The 13,855-nt window shown below is 71.8% G+C and carries 14 protein-coding genes; 5 read left to right on the top strand and 9 right to left on the bottom strand.

The window, feature by feature from the left end:
- Positions 1-363: a DsrE family protein gene (locus LP52_RS07625; protein ID WP_040271958.1), complete on the top strand. Its 363-nt coding sequence runs from the start codon at positions 1-3 to the stop codon at positions 361-363.
- A gap of 196 nt (positions 364-559) precedes the next feature.
- On the opposite strand, the gene LP52_RS07620 is transcribed toward LP52_RS07625, so the two are convergent.
- Positions 560-1,171 carry a TetR family transcriptional regulator gene (locus LP52_RS07620; RefSeq protein ID WP_040271956.1) on the bottom strand — a complete coding sequence of 204 codons (612 nt, stop codon included), beginning with the start codon at positions 1,169-1,171 and terminating at the stop codon, positions 560-562.
- Positions 1,172-1,271: 100 nt separating this feature from the next.
- Between LP52_RS07620 and LP52_RS07615 the strand changes: the two genes are divergently transcribed.
- Positions 1,272-2,099 (top strand): SDR family NAD(P)-dependent oxidoreductase, encoded by an 828-nt coding sequence (locus LP52_RS07615; protein WP_040271955.1) that lies wholly within the window; start codon positions 1,272-1,274, stop codon positions 2,097-2,099.
- A gap of 175 nt (positions 2,100-2,274) precedes the next feature.
- Here LP52_RS07615 and LP52_RS07610 read toward each other — a convergent pair whose 3' ends face one another.
- The 5 genes from LP52_RS07610 to LP52_RS07590 all read right to left on the bottom strand — a co-directional run bounded on the left by LP52_RS07610 (position 2,275) and on the right by LP52_RS07590 (position 6,935).
- The gene (locus LP52_RS07610; RefSeq protein WP_040271954.1) at positions 2,275-3,021 is read right to left on the bottom strand and encodes a phosphoglyceromutase; all 747 of its coding nucleotides are present in this window, start codon (positions 3,019-3,021) and stop codon (positions 2,275-2,277) included.
- A 93-nt stretch (positions 3,022-3,114) separates the two neighbouring features.
- A complete protein-coding gene (locus LP52_RS07605) occupies positions 3,115-3,636 on the bottom strand; it encodes a YbjN domain-containing protein (protein WP_040271953.1) in 522 nt (173 codons plus the stop codon).
- 94 nt (positions 3,637-3,730) lie between these two features.
- On the bottom strand, positions 3,731-5,014 hold the full coding sequence (gene mshA / locus LP52_RS07600) for a D-inositol-3-phosphate glycosyltransferase (protein WP_040272026.1): 1,284 nt from the start codon (positions 5,012-5,014) through the stop codon (positions 3,731-3,733).
- Positions 5,015-5,398: 384 nt separating this feature from the next.
- Entirely contained in the window at positions 5,399-6,385 is a 987-nt protein-coding gene (locus LP52_RS07595) for an alpha/beta hydrolase (RefSeq protein WP_040271951.1), read from the bottom strand.
- A gap of 22 nt (positions 6,386-6,407) precedes the next feature.
- Positions 6,408-6,935, bottom strand: a complete 528-nt coding sequence (locus LP52_RS07590) for an O-acetyl-ADP-ribose deacetylase (protein ID WP_040271950.1) — start codon at positions 6,933-6,935, stop codon at positions 6,408-6,410.
- Positions 6,936-7,274: 339 nt separating this feature from the next.
- On the opposite strand from LP52_RS07590, the gene LP52_RS07585 reads away from it, so the two are divergent.
- From LP52_RS07585 to LP52_RS26350, 3 genes are all read left to right on the top strand, one after another.
- Positions 7,275-7,637, top strand: a complete 363-nt coding sequence (locus LP52_RS07585) for a BlaI/MecI/CopY family transcriptional regulator (protein ID WP_084722999.1) — start codon at positions 7,275-7,277, stop codon at positions 7,635-7,637.
- 4 nt (positions 7,638-7,641) lie between these two features.
- Positions 7,642-8,583, top strand: coding sequence for a M56 family metallopeptidase (locus tag LP52_RS07580; RefSeq protein ID WP_040271948.1), 942 nt, complete (start codon positions 7,642-7,644; stop codon positions 8,581-8,583).
- A gap of 292 nt (positions 8,584-8,875) precedes the next feature.
- Complete coding sequence (locus tag LP52_RS26350; protein ID WP_157036258.1) at positions 8,876-9,169, top strand: DUF2516 family protein; 294 nt, start codon at positions 8,876-8,878, stop codon at positions 9,167-9,169.
- On the opposite strand, the gene LP52_RS07575 is transcribed toward LP52_RS26350, so the two are convergent.
- The 3 genes from LP52_RS07575 to LP52_RS07565 all read right to left on the bottom strand — a co-directional run bounded on the left by LP52_RS07575 (position 9,056) and on the right by LP52_RS07565 (position 13,706).
- On the bottom strand, positions 9,056-11,566 hold the full coding sequence (locus tag LP52_RS07575; protein ID WP_052809576.1) for a hypothetical protein: 2,511 nt from the start codon (positions 11,564-11,566) through the stop codon (positions 9,056-9,058). The genes LP52_RS26350 and LP52_RS07575 overlap by 114 nt on opposite strands.
- A gap of 120 nt (positions 11,567-11,686) precedes the next feature.
- On the bottom strand, positions 11,687-12,640 hold the full coding sequence (locus tag LP52_RS07570) for a neutral zinc metallopeptidase (RefSeq protein WP_052809575.1): 954 nt from the start codon (positions 12,638-12,640) through the stop codon (positions 11,687-11,689).
- Between the two features lie 76 nt (positions 12,641-12,716).
- The gene (locus LP52_RS07565; protein ID WP_052809582.1) at positions 12,717-13,706 is read right to left on the bottom strand and encodes a neutral zinc metallopeptidase; all 990 of its coding nucleotides are present in this window, start codon (positions 13,704-13,706) and stop codon (positions 12,717-12,719) included.
- Positions 13,707-13,855 lie beyond the last annotated feature (149 nt).

Raw genomic sequence — 13,855 nt, 5'->3', positions numbered from 1 at the left:
ATGAACCGCACACTGGTGATCAAGGCCACTGCCGGCGAGGAGGACCCCGAGCGCTGCAACCAGGCGTTCACCGTAGCCGCGGCCGCGGCGGCCAGCGGAGTCGAGGTCTCGCTGTGGCTCACCGGCGAGGCGGCCTGGTACGCCGTCCCCGGACGGGCCGAGGCCTTCAGCCTCCCCCACGCGGCTCCGCTCTCGGACCTGCTGGAAGGCGTACTGGCCGTCGGCCGGGTAACGGTCTGCACCCAATGCGCCGCCCGGCGGGACCTCGCAGGCGACGACCTGATCACCGGAGTCCGCATCGCCGGCGCCCCCGTCTTCGTCGAGGAGACCCTTCAAGACGGCGCCCAGGCGCTGGTCTACTAGAACCTGTTCGAAGCGGCCGCTGCGGCCCTCGGTGAACAGCTCTGTGTGTCGATCACCGGCCGGCGGAGCGACCGGTACGCCGCCGCCGCGGCTCCGCGGGCGGAGGACCGCCTCGGGGGCGGCGGTTGCACGCGGCAACCGGCTGGCAGCGCGATCGAGCGGTAGGGACGTGCCTGGAGTAATCCGGGTTTCGCTGTCAGGGACGGGGGCCGACCGTGGCCATGGCGCGGTCGACGGCGTCGGCGAAGGACCCCTTCGCGCCGGAGGCGAGCCAGGAGTGCTGCGCGGCCACGAGGCATCCGAACGCCGCAGCGGTCAGCGCGCGGGGCGTCGGATCGTCGACCGCGTAGGGGGTGCCGGCGGCATCGGCGCGGTCGCGCAGTTCGGTGACGACGGCGTCCTGCATGTGCTGCAGCTTCTGCAGGTAGCCGGCGAGCAGCGCGGGAGTCTCGAAGACCACCCGATGGATCGGCTCCACCATCTCCTCGTGGCCCGGCTTCTCCGCAAGGGATACCAGCACGTCGAACACGCGGTGCAGTGACGTCCAGACCGCCTCGTCGGCCGGGCGCGCGCGCAGGGCGGCGAGCATGTCGTCCACGACGAGGTCGAACTTGCCGAGAACGATCTCCTCTTTCGTGGCGAAGTAGCGGAAGACGCTGCGCTGGGACATGCCTACGGCCGCCGCGATGTCGTCGACGGTCGTGGCTTCGAAGCCGCGCTCGACGAACAGCGCATCGGCGGCCTCGGCGATCTCCTTCTGCACCGCCAGGCGGGTGCGCTCCCGCAGACCGGGCGTTCTCTCGCTCATGGTGCACCGATCCTAGCAGGAAACGCCTATATTGACAGTAGCTGACAGATTGGGCGTACGCTGACATCGTTCAGGGTCGCTTCGGTACCGGGGGAAGAACATGAATCAGGGCAAGACCATCGTCATCACCGGCGCCAGCGACGGCATCGGCGCTGCGGCGGCCCGCCGACTCCATCGGGACGGCCACCGCGTCGTCATCGTCGGTCGCTCTCCGCAGAAGACCCGGGCCGTCGCCCGCGAGATCGGCGCCGATCACCACCTCGCCGACTTCGCGAGCCTCGACGAGGTCCGCGGGCTCGCCGCCGAACTGAACACCGCGTACCCACGCATCGACGTACTCGCCAACAACGCCGGCGGCGTCTTCGGCGACCGCACCAAGACGGTCGACGGCTTCGAGAAGACCTTCCAGATCAACCACCTGGCGCCGTTCCTGCTCACTCGGCTGCTGATGGACACGCTCATCGCCGGCAAGGCGACGGTGGTCCAGACCTCGAGTGTCGGCGCGCGCATGAGCGGTCCCGTCGACCTCGACGACCTCGACCAGGACAGGAGATTCGGCGCGGTGCGGGCCTACAACGCCGCCAAACTGGAGAACATCCTCTTCACCAGGGAACTGCACCGCCGCTACCACGCGCAGGGCGTCTCCACCGCCGCCTTCCATCCGGGCAACGTCGCGACGAGCTTCGCCACCGAGTCCGACAGCATCCTGAAGTACATCACCGGCAACCGCATCGGCCGGTCCCTCCTGATCACCCCGGAGAAGGGCGCCGACCAGCTCGTCTGGCTCGCTCAGGGCCGGCCCGGCATCGACTGGTCCTCCGGCGCCTACTACGAGAGGCGCAAGCCGGCGAAGCGCGTCAACCCCCAGGCCCTCGACGCCGACCTGGCCCGCCGGCTCTGGGACCGCTCCGAAGAACTGCTGGGATGAGCGTCGGCCCATCGTCTGAGAACGTTCTCGCGCCTGACCCGCGCCCCGGGAGCGTGTACTCGCTTGCCTCTCGGCACCGTAGACGCCTGCGCCTGCAAGGACACGCCCCCAAAGGCAAAGGCCCCCGCCGCGGGTGCGGGCAGGGGCCGTGTGCCGGGGGCCGGAGCCGGTGGGGCTACTTCTTGCCCTGGTTCTTCACGGCCTCGATGGCCTCCTTGGCGGCCTCGGGGTCGAGGTACTCGCCGCCCGTCTTGCGCGGCGCGAAGTCGTCGTCGAGGTCGTAGACGAGCGGGATGCCGGTCGGGATGTTCAGCCCGGCGATGGTCTCGGCGTCGACGCCGTCGAGGTGCTTGACCAGCGCGCGCAGCGAGTTGCCGTGGGCGGCGACCAGCACGGTGCGGTCCTCGGCCAGGTCGGGCACGATCGTGTCGTACCAGTAGGGCAGCATCCGGTCCACGACGTCGGCGAGGCACTCGGTACGCGGCATCAATTCGGACGGGAGCCGGCTGTAGCGGCGGTCGCCCACCTGCGAGTACGGGTCGTCGTCGTCGATCGGCGGCGGCGGGGTGTCATAGGAGCGCCGCCAGAGCATGAACTGCTCTTCGCCGTACTTCTCGCGGGTCTGGGCCTTGTCCTTGCCCTGCAGCGCGCCGTAGTGGCGCTCGTTGAGCCGCCAGGAGCGCCGTACCGGCAGCCAGGTGAGGTCGGCCTCGTCCAGCGCGAGGTTGGCCGTGCGGGTCGCGCGCTTGAGGACCGACGTGTGCACGATGGTGGGGGACAGGCCGGCTTCACGCAGCAGTCGACCGCCCCTGCGCGCCTCCTCCTCGCCGGCAGCCGAAAGGTCGACGTCCACCCAGCCGGTGAACAGCCCTTCGGCGTTCCAGACGCTTTCGCCGTGTCGCAGTAGAACAAGAGTCGCCATGGCAGCCAGCCTAGCGACTCCGCCCCCGCGGGTCCGCCACAGGCCGCGGAGTGGTCCAGACCAATCCGCGGGAAGGGGAGGCGGCGGGGCGGTTCAGGCGTCGGCCGTGCTGCCGTCCCCCTCCTCGACCAGATGGCGGAACGCCTGCAGGTTGCGCATGCTGTACCCCCGCCGATGACGCCACTCCCACTCCTTGCGGATGGAGGAGGCGAAGCCGCGCTCCAAGGCGGCGTTGAAGTTCTCGTCCGAGTAGGTCAGTACGCACCCCAGCAGGCGGTCCACCTCCTCGGGCGTGATCCCGGGCAGCGGCAGCCTGCCCACGATGTATACGTCGCCCACCTCGTCGGTGGAGAAGGCCATGCCGTACATGCCGTCGTTCTTCTGCAGCAGCCAGCGGTAGAACCCGCCCTCGTTCTCGTCGGGGTGGCGGCAGAAGAACGTCTTCACCAGCAGGCTGTGTTCGCCCACGCTCAGCCACACCATCGTGTTGAGCTTGCGCTGCCCGGGCAGCGCGACGACGAAGGACTCGGGATCGGGGCGCTCGACCTCAAGGCCGGCCTCCTCGACCGCGGTCTCCACGGCCTGGACGGCGTCGGCTCTGGCTCCGGTTGACATGTGCGGGTGACCTTCCCTCCTCAGACTGCCGGGCGGTATTCGGCGCGCGGCGCCGGGCCCGCCGTCCGGCCGACGGGACTCCGGCCCCTCGGGGTTACTGGCCCGAGGCCATCGGCAGCCGCTCGCCGACCAGGGTTCCACGGTAGACCTCCAGCAGTCCGTCGACCGTCGCCTCCCAGCCCAGCCGTGCCGCGTGGGCGACGGCGGCCGAGCCGAGCGCGTCGCGCCGGGCCGGCTCCCGGATGAGCCGGTGCAGCACACGCGCGTAGTCGTCGGGGTCGTGGCCGTCGACGAGCACGCCGGAGACGTTGTCGCGTACCGCCGTGGGCAGTCCGCCCACACGCGCGGCGACGACGGGGGTGCCGCAGGCCTCGGACTCCACGGCCACCAGTCCGAAGGACTCGGAGTAGGAAGGCACCACCGTGGCCGTGGCCGCGCGGTAGAACGACACGAGTTCGGCGCGCGAGCGCGGCGGCTCCCAGCGCACGACGTCGGCGACACCCAGCGACCGCGCCAGCTCGGCCAGACGGCGCGGCTGGGCCAGGTCGCCGCCCGACAGTCCTCCGACGATGGCCACCACCAGCCGCTCGCGCAGCGACGGGTCGCGCTCCAGCAGCGCCGCGGCCGAGCGCAGCAGCACGTCGGGCGCCTTGAGCCGCTGTACGCGGCCGACGAACAGCAGCAGTTCGGTGTCCTCGGCCAAGCCGATCCGGCGCAGGGCCTCGTGCCGCGACCCGGGGCTGAAGACGTCCAGGTCGACCCCCGGCGGCACGGTGCTGACCCGGAAGGGGTCGGCGCCGTAGTGCTCGACGAGCTGGCTCGACTCGACGGGGGTGTTGGCGACCAGGTGGTCGGCGTGGCGCACCAGATGGTCCTCGCCGCGCACCCGGTAGTCGGGCTCGGCGGAGTCGCCCTGGGCCAGGGCCAGGTTCTTCACCTTGGCCAGAGTGTGCATCGACTGCACCAGCGGCACGCCCCAGCGCTGAGCGGCGGCCAGGCCGGCGCGGCCGGAAAGCCAGTAGTGGCCGTGCACGAGGTCGTAATGGCCGGGGTCGTTGAGAGCCTCGGCCTGCAGGACGCCGAAGATGAACGGGCACAGGTAGTGCGCCAGGGCGGATTTGTCCAGGGAGCCGTAGGGGCCGGCAGGGACGTGGCGCACTGTGACGCCGGGCGCCATCTCCACGAGCGGCGGCTGTTCCGGGTGGGTGGCACGGGTGAAGACGTCGGTGGCGATGCCGCGGGCGGCGAGGCGCTTGGCCACCTCCACCGTGTAGACGTTCAGCCCGCCGGCGTCGCCGCTGCCGGGCTGTTCCAGGGGAGACGTGTGCAGGCTGACCGAGGCGACCCGGCGCGGAAGCGCGCCGCCGGATGCGCGGATCCCGCCGCCCCGGCCGAGTTCGGTCGGATCGGCGGCCGGGATGTGCTGTGCGGGTCCTGCCTCCGGCGCGTCAGGGGTGTCCGCCACTGCTCGAGTCCCTTCCGGTCCTGTCCGTTGGTGCGCCCCGGGCCCGGCGGAACCGATCGGCCCGGTCGGCTCCGCACCGGATACGGGGCCCAGGCGTGGGCACCGTGCCCGGCGCCCGCCCAGCACGGCCGTACGCCTCCTCCGCTCAACAGGGGGCGGGCGCGCAGTGTTCCATCATGGCCGCGCAGGGTCCGCGCCCCGGCAACCGGGGTCGGGTTCGGGGAACAGCGCCGGTCTTCAGGTGCCGCATGCGCCGCGGCCGGGCCGCCGCCGGGACAGCGGATCGGCGGGGCCGGCTCAGCCGTCCCGGTCGGCGGCGGATCCGCCGGGCGAGGTCCAGCCCTCGACCAGGAAGTCGACGGACTCGGGGAAGGTGGGCACCCAGGTGTCCCACTTGTGGCCGCCCTCGGGGTGCATGGTCTCGACCGTCATGTCGCGCTTGCGCAGCAGCTTCTCGAAGCGCTCCGCCTCGCCGTTGATGCTGCCGGTCTGCAGCGGCGTGTGGTCGTCCTCGCCCTCGACCAGCATGAACCGGATGTCGCGGACGCTCTTGTCGCCGAGGAGCTGGTCGGGCGCGTGGGCGTCGGGGTTGTCACCGAAGGTGTCGCTGGGGTCGTCGACCTTGAAGTAGCCGGCCCAGCTGACGGCCTGGGAGTAGGTGCCGGGGTGGCGCAGCGACAGCGCGGCCGCGCCGTAGCCGCCCATGGAGAACCCGCCGATTGCGCGCAGCTCGCGCGGACGGGTGTGCTCGCCCTCCACGGCGTCGACGGCCTTGTCTGTGACGAACGTCTCGATCTCGAAGTCGCCGTCGGCGGCGTCGCCCCACTCGGTGTCGCTGCCTCCGACTTCCTGGCCGAAGGGGGCGGCGACGACGAACTCCACGCCGGTGCGGCACATCTGCTCGTCGAGGGCCTCGCCCACACCGGCGTCTCGGACGTCGAGGTGGGTGGTGGTCGAGCCGTGGAGCAGGTAGAGCACCGGCATGTCGGCGCTGTCGGGGCCGGGCGGCCGGCGCACCCAGATGGGGCGCTTGCCGTCGGGGGCTCCCTTGTCGGGCACCTCGACGATCTCGTTGGAGCCCGACTCGTCGCACGAGGCGACTTTGCCGGGGCGCGGGTGTACCGGGGACTCGCCTCCGGGGAGCATCGCGGCGCCGGCGGCCTGTGCGGAGGCGCCGCCGGGGGCGGGGACATCCTCCTGCATCGCTGCGAGCGTGCCCGCTGTAGCTACGACGAGTGAGGATGCCACGAGGACCGCGGTTTTGCGGGAGAGTGTCGTGAACACACAGAGATCCTAAAGGCCAAGGTCAAGGAATCGGTCCGGTGTTGTGTCCGAGCGCGCGGGCGAAGGCCTCGTACGCGTCTGGACTGAAAAGCACGAACCGGACTTCACCCACTGTAGTGGAGGATTCCTGGACCGACCGCACGGCGATCCGGGCCGCATCGTCCATCGGCCAGCCGTAGACGCCGGTCGAAACGGCGGGAAACGCGACGCCGGCGGCGTTCAGCCCGTCGGCGACCTCCAGGCTGCGCCGATAGCACGAGGCGAGGGTGGCGGAGCGGTCCTCGGAGGTGCTGTAGACCGGCCCGACCGTGTGGATCACCCATGCAGCGGGCATTCTGCCCGCCGTCGTGGCCACCGCGTCGCCGGCCGGCAAACCGTCGGGATGAGACGTGTCACGCAGCCGTCGGCACTCCTGGAGGATCTCGGCCCCTCCGGCCCGGTGAATGGCCCCGTCGACTCCGCCGCCGCCCATCAGCGAGGAGTTCGCGGCGTTGACGACGGCGTCCACCGGCTGCTCGGTGATGTCGCCCTGCACCAGAGTGATGTCCATCCTGGTCCCTTCAGCGGAGGTACGGCCCACGCCTATCCCACTTCCCCGCCGTGCTGCCGGATATCGGGTTGCGGCCGAGCTCGTCTTCATGGGGGCCGACGCAGACGATGCCGGGCGCCCGGTCGACGTAGCGGCGGCCTCCGTGGGTTCCCGTTCGCTGATAGCCCCGGGTCGATCAAGTTCCTGCTCGCCCATCACCAAGGAGAGATCGTGATCGTCCATGTGACCGGATTGAGCTGAGACGGTATCCACAGCTCGAATCCGGGTAAAACGTGGCGCAGCGGGCCGGGAGGCCGGGTCGCGACGGCGTGTAGTACTACCGGGAGTAGACTCGGAGTCATGAATCGGCTCGGTGACCTCGAACGCGCGGTGATGGATGTACTGTGGCAGCGCAATGAGCCATTGACGGTCCGCGATGTGGGCCGTGCACTGGCTGACCGCGACCTCGCCCACACCACCGTGATGACCGTGCTGGACCGCCTCGCCAAGAAGGGGGTCGTGGCACGTGACCGTGAAGGGCGCGCATGGCGCTACCGCCCGGCTGCGAGTCGTGAGAACTACGTCTCGGAGCTCATGATCGACGCCCTCGGCGAGACCGGCGACCGCGACGCCGCGCTGGCGGCCTTCGTCCGTTCCATGAACGGCAACGAGGCCGAGGCGCTCCGGCGCGCGCTAGAGGACACCGACGAGCCGAGGACATAGCCGAATGGTCAGTGCCGCACTGCTCAGCGCCATCGCAGTCAGCTGCTGCGTGGCAGCGGCACGGTTCCGCCAAGCCTCGTGGCCCCGCAGGGGCCCCTACGTGGCTGTCATCGTCTGGCAGGTGCTCGGCCTGGCCTGGGGCTTCTCCACCATCGGAGCCCTGCTCGCCTTCGGGCTCGCCCCCTACGGGCGCGGCGTCGTGGGCGGGCTGATCGCACTCGTCGACGACGCGAGGTCCCACGACCTCTACCTCTCCACGATCGCCGGGACCACACTGGGCGCGACGCAGGTCGGGGCGGTGATCCTCGCCTTCAGCCTCACCCTGCTGCTGTTCAGCGGGCTGGTGGCGTCCTTCGTTCAGGTGCTGCGCGTGCGGCGCCGCCACCACGACCTGCTCGGACTGGTCGCCCACGACGACCCCGAGGTTCCCGGCGCGCGCATCCTCGACCACCCCGCGGCCGCCGCCTACTGCCTGCCCGGCGTGCTGCGCTCGGAGGTGGTCGTCAGCGCCGGCGCCCTCGAGGTGCTCGACCGCAGCGAGCTCGCCGCCGTCATCGCCCACGAGCACGCCCACCTGCGCCAGCGCCACGACCTGGTGCTGCTGCCGTTCTCCTCGCTCAAGCGGGCGTTTCCGCACGTGCGCATGATCGAGGTCTACTACCGCGCCGTCGCCCTGCTGATCGAGATGTGCGCCGACGACCAGGCGCGCCGCGAGCGCTCCCCCAAGGAGCTGGCGATGGCGCTGCTGCGCTTCGGCGCCTCGGGCACCTCGCAGGTCCCGGCCGGAGCCCTGGCCGTGACCACCGACGAACCCGAGGTGCTCACCCGCGTCTCGCGGCTGCTCTACCCGGTCCAGCAGCTGAGCCGCCGCCAGACCACCGCCGTGCTCTCCGCCGCGGTGGCCTTGCTGGGCACCATCATGGTGCTGTGGAGCATGCCGCTCTAGGCGTGGTGTCTCGGGAGGTCGGTAACGCGGCCGGCGGGCGGCCCGGCCGGGCTTTCCCCCGTTGATCTTGTACCTACGGTCACATGTGATCGCACACAATGACCGTAGGTACAAGATCAACGCTGATGCGTAGAGCCGGGACCGGATCGGCCGCCCCAGGTGTGTGGTGGTGCGCGGCCGCGTTCCCGTCCGGGCACGATCGTCGGCGTTCGCGCGTTTAGTCTGGGAAAGGCCGGAGGCAGCGCCACCGGCAGACCATCCGCCACGAGGTTCGGAGCGTTCTGTGCTCGGCATCCTGGACATGCTTTGGTGGCTCATCTACGTCGCGATCTTCGTCGCCAGCCTGTACGCCCTGGTCGACGCGGTCCGCACGCCTGCCCAGGCATTTCCCGTCATGGACAAGCAGACCAAGAAGCTGTGGGTGGGGCTGCTGGCTGTGGGGACGTTCGTCTCCTTCAGCGCGGTGTTCACCTCAATGCGCTTCTTCGTCTTCATCGCGCTGATCGCCGCCCTCATCTACCTCCTCGACGTCCGACCCGCTGTGCGGGGCGTCGGACGGAACGACGGCCCCTACGGCCCCTGGTAGCCCCGGCCCCTCCGGGGACGCGGTGCGGCGGCGGGCCTCGCCGACTGTGAGCCGCTGCTTCGGCTCGCCCGGGGCGGTGCCGCCGCTGCGTGCGGCCGGAACGGCGGAGCCGCGCGCCTCCTGCGCGGCCTCGATCCCTTCGGTGAGCAGCGTCGCGGCGTGGAGCACGGACTCCGCGTACAGAGGATCGCGCGTGTAGTAGGAGTGGCCGAGAATCGGCGGATACAGCGCCTCGCCGGGGCGCACCCCGTAGTGGCGCGGGTCGGGCAGCGGCTCGGCATGGCCCGCGGCCCGCACCCTGCCGTCCTCGTCGGCCAGCACCGGGCCCCCGATCGGGTCGGTGGCGCGCCACAGGTTTCGCCAGTGGGCCGCGCGACCGCGCAGGTCGCTCAGCGCCAGCGGACCGAGGTAGGCGGGGAAGTAGCGCGCGTACAGCCGCGAGAGCGGGGAGCCGTGGGTGATCAGCACCACCCGCTCACGCACCCGCGTCGGCGCCTGCCACAGCGTCGCCGCCGCAAGCACCGACCCCTGCGAGTGCCCGGAGAGCACCACGCCCGTTCCGCGGTCGGCCATGTCGGTCACGCGCGCCACGAGCTGAGGGACCGCCCGTTCTCCGTAGGAGGGCGGGGCCAGCGGGTGCGCCAGGCGCGGCCAGAACGTGCCGACGTCCCACAGCACCCCCACGGCCTGGCGCGTGGGCTCGTCGCGGTAGGCGCTGCCTCCCAGCAGCATCAGCGCCGCCAGGAAGCCGCCGCCCAGGAACGAACCGACCGCCACCAGCACCGTCAGCACCGCCTGCGGCCATCCCTCGGCGGCTCCGGTCGGCGGCTCCGGGCCGCCGTCGCCTCCGGGCACCGCGGTCAGTTGCCCGGTCAGCGCCGAGTACAGCACCAGTGCCACCAGGGCCGCGACCGGCAGCAGCAGCGCGGCCACCGACGGCGGCAGGTACTCGGCGACACCGCCGAAGGCCCGGGCCCGGGCGATGCCACCGGTGCGGCCCGCATCGGCCGGCGTGCCGTACACAGCCGCCACCTCCTCGGTCTGGCGGCGTGCCCGGTGCCGCAGCGTCGCCGCCCCAGCGCCCGCACACAGCAGCGCGATCGCGGCCTCCAGGGTGAAGGCGAGCTGCAGCCAGGAGTAGGCGGCGGCGGGCCGCAGCACGATGCAGCCGCCGGCCTCGGCGCCCGGAAAGTAGCAGCCGCCCAGCCATCCCGCCGCCTGGTAGACCACCGCCGCCGAAAGCGCACCGCCGAGAAGGGTGCCCAGGATCGCGGTCGCCGGCCCTGCCGCCCCCGCCAGCGGCACCCGCTGCGGTGAGCCGGCCCCGCGATGCAGGGCGAAGGCGGTGGCCAACAGCAGCGCCCCCAGCACACACTGGACGGCGAGCAGCACGTTCAGCACCGTCGAGTACAACGGCAGCTGTCCCTCCGCGCTCCAGCCCGGACGCGGCCACAGGGCGTAGACCAGCGCGGCGCCGAGCAGCACCAGCGCCGTGTTTCGCAGCAGTCGGCATGCGGTGTCGGCCCGGCGGTGCCACCGGGACGGGGAGCCCGGCAGCACCGCGCCCGCGGCGCTCAGCACGGCGACGCCACCGAGCAGCCCGGCGATCGGCAGCCCCGCCGCGGTTCCGCGCAGCGATCCCACGTCGTGGTGCAGCGCCGGAGCGGTCAGCAGGAAGGCGACCACCGACACCGCCACCGCGACGTGCGCCGAGCGCAACCGCGCCGTTGTGGCGCCGTCCTGCCAGAATCCCGCCGTGCTCAGCGGCGCATGCGGTCCCGGTGCAGGCTCGGGCAGGGCCGAGGCCACGGCCGTGGCCTCGCTGCGCCGTGACAGCACCCACAGCAGCCCGATGACCAGCAGCGGAAGCAGCGCACCCGCAGCCAGCGCTCGGGCCGGCTCTGCCAGGGGCGCTCCGGGCGCGGCGAGCATGCCCAGCAGCGGGCGCAGCTCGGCGCACGAGCGGCCGTAGCCGGCGCACTGCCAGCCGACCAGATCCATGCCCACTCCGGCCGCCGCCAGTACCAGCAGCGCGGTCAGGCTCAAGGCGAGCAGGCGGGCGGCGGCACCGTAGAGGCGCTCGGCCGCGGCCATGCCCCGTGAGGGCGCCTCGGCGCTGCGGGCGGGCCGCATCCAGTAGGCGATGTTGGCCAGCATGAACGGCAGGAGCAGCAGCCACAGCGCACGTGAGGAGCGCCCCGACGTCAGCTTGCCCCAGGCGAATATCTCGCGGGGGACGCCGGGCACGGTTTCGGTGTCGCGCTTGCGCCGCCACCGGAAGAACCCGGCGAGCGGATCGCCGGACACCCGCACCGCGGGTTCGACGTCCAGCAGCTCCTCGGCCTGCCCACCGCTGACCCCGTGCACCCGCAGCTCGACCGCCCGCATCTCCGGCATGCCGCCGATTCTCCCAGCCCCTCATGGGGGCGCGAGAGCGGTCTCACAGAACCGGGACCGGGCGCAGAGTACGGCAGGGGCCGTCGCTCCTGTCAGAGCAGCGGAGCAGCGGAGCAGGGGCTACTGGACCAGCGACTCGTCCTCGACCGACCAGGTGTTGCAGGCGCCGGGGGACTGCTGCTCCAAGCCGTGTTCCAGCCATAGGACGCTGTTCTCGGCGGTGCCGTGGGTGCGGTCCTCGTCGGGGGCGTCGGCACGGTCGGCGGTGGCCGCCGCGTCGTCGAGGACGGCGTCGACGTCCTCCTCCTCCAGCGGGTAGCTGACCTCGATCGCGCCCAGGAAGACTCCGGCCAGGCAGTTGGCCTGCAGCTCGGACTTGCGGGTCCATTCGTTGCTCTCGGGGCGGGAGGACTCCTCGGCGCGCTTGTCGTGGTAGTACTCCAGCAGTCCGGCCTCCCCCTGCACGTGGTGGCCGTACTCGTGGGCCAGCAGCGAGGCGTAGACCGCGCCCTCCTCGTTGCCGCCCCACTTCTCGACCACGTCGCTGGTACCGATGTAGACGCTCTTGACCGCTCGGCAGTAGAACGCGCCGGCGGCCGAGGGGTAGTCGCGGCACGGACTGGAGCCGCCTTCGCTCCAGTAGACGCGCTTCGGCGTTTCGAAGGGGATCCCCGCCTCGTCGAACTGGCGCTTCCAGGCGTCGTCCAGGCAGTCGGTGATCGTGTCGAGGAACCGCTCGACGGACGCGGGGTCGTGCACGTCCAGCTGCGGCGCCGGGCACGGCAGCGGCATCAGCCGGCCCGTCTCGTAGAGGGGGTTGTCGACCAGGGCCGGCCGCCCGGAGGGGCGGCGGGTGTCGGCCGGCGGATCGGGAGTGCCCGCGAGGTCGGGGTCGGAACGGCCGGAGGTCGATGCGGGCTCGGCGCCGAACCTGTCGGTGCCCTCGGTCGCGACCACGGTGATCAGCGTCAGCCCCAGCAGCAGCGCGGCCAGGGCGGAGTACAGCGCTGTACGGCGGCCGGCGGTGCCGCCGCCGCTCTGGCCGGCCGGGGGCCGTCCGGTGAACGCCCGCATGCGCTACCCGCCGGACCCGATCAGTCCGGTCGCGGCGCGGTCGAACCGGGCGCCGCGCCGGAGCTCGTCGTGATGCTCACTCGACCAGGTCCTTTCGCGCTTCCCAGGTGTTGCACGCCGCCGGATCGCTCCGATCCATCCCGTGGTCCGTCCACAACCGCCCGTTGTCCGGCGAGCCGTGTGTGCGGTCGCCGGGCGCGAAGTCGCCGCGCCGCTCGGCGTCGGCGAGGATGTTGGCGTGCTCCTGCGAACCGATCGGATAGCTGCCGGCCACGGAGCCCAGGAAGAGTCCGCCCAGGCAGTTGGCTTGCAGCTCGTTGCGCCGGGTGAGTTCGTCCTTGGCCGCGCCGTCGCCCTTCGCCGCCCGCACGGCGTGGAAGCGGCCCAGGACGCCCGCCTCGCCCTGCACGTGGTGGGCGTATTCATGGCTGAGTAGGAACGTGTACGCCTCGGGATGTTCGTTCTCGGCCGAGTTCTCCACAATGTCCTGGATACCCAGATACAGCCCTTCATTAGCCTGACAGTAGAACGCGGCTGTACCGGCCGCGGGATAGCTCCCGCACGGGCTCTGGCCCGCGGTGTACCAATAGACCCGCGTGGGCGGCTCGAACTCGACGCCGGACTCCGTCAACTGCTTGCGCCAGGCGGTGTCCAGACAGTCGGTGATCTCGTGCAGGAAGTCCTCCATCGACGCCGGATCGCCGGGGTCGAGCCCGGGGGCGGGGCAGGTGACGCGGGCCATCTCGCCGCTGTCGTAGAGGGGGTTTCCGGCGAGGGCGCCGGCGCCGGAGTCCTGCGGCGCCGGGGCCCCGGCCGACACCGGAGCCGCCCGCGGCCCGTCCGGCACCGGTCCGGCGTGGGCGGGGCCGGAAAGCGCGGAGACGCTGACGAAGGCGGCGAAGCCCATCGCGGTCAGGCCGGTGAGCAGGACCAGCGTGACGCCCAGGCCCAGCCGCTGGCGCGGTCGGTGGGCGTAGGGCGGAAGCGGGTAGGAGCCGGTCCCGGGCCGCCTGCGGGAGCCGCGCGCGTCCGTGGCCGTGCCTGTGCTTACAGTACGTTGGGCCACCCGCCGTGCCACCTCCACCTCGATGCTGTGCTTGCCTCGGCCGCGGCTCCACCGAGCCCACCACAATTATGACGGTCCGTGGTGAGATGGGGAGGTCCAGGCCGGATTCGGACGTTCGGCCCTCCCGTCGCCCACCACCACCCACTCGT

It is taken from the genome of Streptomonospora alba (genome assembly GCF_000826685.1).
Classification (GTDB): Bacteria; Actinomycetota; Actinomycetes; order Streptosporangiales; family Streptosporangiaceae; genus Streptomonospora; species Streptomonospora alba.
This window is presented reverse-complemented; position numbering and strand designations above follow the sequence as displayed.